Source organism: Radiobacillus sp. PE A8.2, from assembly GCF_045635475.1.
Taxonomy (GTDB): domain Bacteria; phylum Bacillota; class Bacilli; order Bacillales; family Amphibacillaceae; genus JBJGXI01.
This window is the reverse complement of sequence record NZ_JBJGXI010000105.1, coordinates 1-1,160: the sequence shown is the minus strand read 5'-3', so window position 1 is coordinate 1,160 and position 1,160 is coordinate 1. Positions and strand designations below refer to the sequence as shown.

Genomic DNA, 1,160 nt, shown 5'->3' with positions numbered 1-1,160 from the left:
GGGGCATCAACTTTGAGTGTCATACGATATCTTTTAGATCATTCACAAACAGAAAAGCAAGCGTTACAGTCTATATTTTCTTTGAAAAAATCTGAGCGTCGTTACACAAAATATGAAATAGAACGTGCATGTAAAATGGTACTTACGATGACTAAAAGACCTACGGTCAAAAGTATTCAAACGATTTTAAAGAACAATAAGAAGAATGATGCCGAGCAAGAATTAAAACGTCAAACAGATATCAGCAAAAACGATTATGGCTTCACACGTGGAGCTTCTTACTATGGAGGAACGGATAAATGATGAATGAACAAACATTAACAAAATTACACGAAATGAAACTTAGCGGAATGGCGGAAGCCTATAAGGAACAATCCGTGAATAAAGAGTTTCAGAAGATGAGTTTTGAAGAACGTTTTAGTTTACTCATCGATTTAGAATATTCCCGTCGTAAGAGTAATAAGCTTCAACGATTGATTAAGACAGCCAGTTTTATAAATTCAAATGCATGTGTGGAAGATTTGGAGTATCACGAAGACCGAAGACTAGATAAGAGTTTGATACTAAAACTGGCCAGCGGTACTTATATCCATGACAGTCACAATGTCATTTTGAAAGGACCTACTGGTTCTGGAAAAACATTTTTAGCTACGGCGTTTGGAGTCTCGGCTTGTCGCCAATCTTATCATGTTAAATACATTCGCTTACCGGAATTGTTAGATGAACTGTCTCTTGCAAAATTAGCTACAGATGGAAGTTATCGAAAATTAATCAAAAAATATACGAAAGTTGATTTACTTATCCTTGATGAATGGTTACTGACAGAGTTATCAACAGAGGAAGCAGCAATTCTATTAGAAGTCACAGAATCTCGTCATAAAGCAGCTTCAACAATTTTCTGTTCGCAAGTAGACCCTAGTGGATGGCATATAAAACTAGGGAATGAAACAATTGCGGAAGCAATTCTAGACCGTATTATCCATGATTCCTATCAAATTCTAATAGACGGAGATGTTTCTATGCGTGAACGTCATGGATTAGGCATGTAATTTCATGGCCACGATAACGAGAAAGGAACTTCAGGGAATAGAAGAGTACTATTATTGGAGTGGTTACAAAAACAGTTATCCATTTCCTAAAGAACTAAAAACTAAGCTTTT

Annotated in this window: 1 protein-coding gene and 1 pseudogene; both read left to right on the top strand. The window is 36.0% G+C overall.

The features are described 5' to 3' along the window. Positions 1–303 (top strand): annotated as a pseudogene (locus ACI6MV_RS24900) (IS21 family transposase); the annotation flags it as partial. After that, the gene (gene istB, locus ACI6MV_RS24895) at positions 300–1,049 is read left to right on the top strand and encodes an IS21-like element helper ATPase IstB (RefSeq protein WP_407272993.1); all 750 of its coding nucleotides are present in this window, start codon (positions 300–302) and stop codon (positions 1,047–1,049) included. The pseudogene ACI6MV_RS24900 and the gene istB, both read left to right, overlap by 4 nt. Positions 1,050–1,160: the final 111 nt, after the last annotated feature.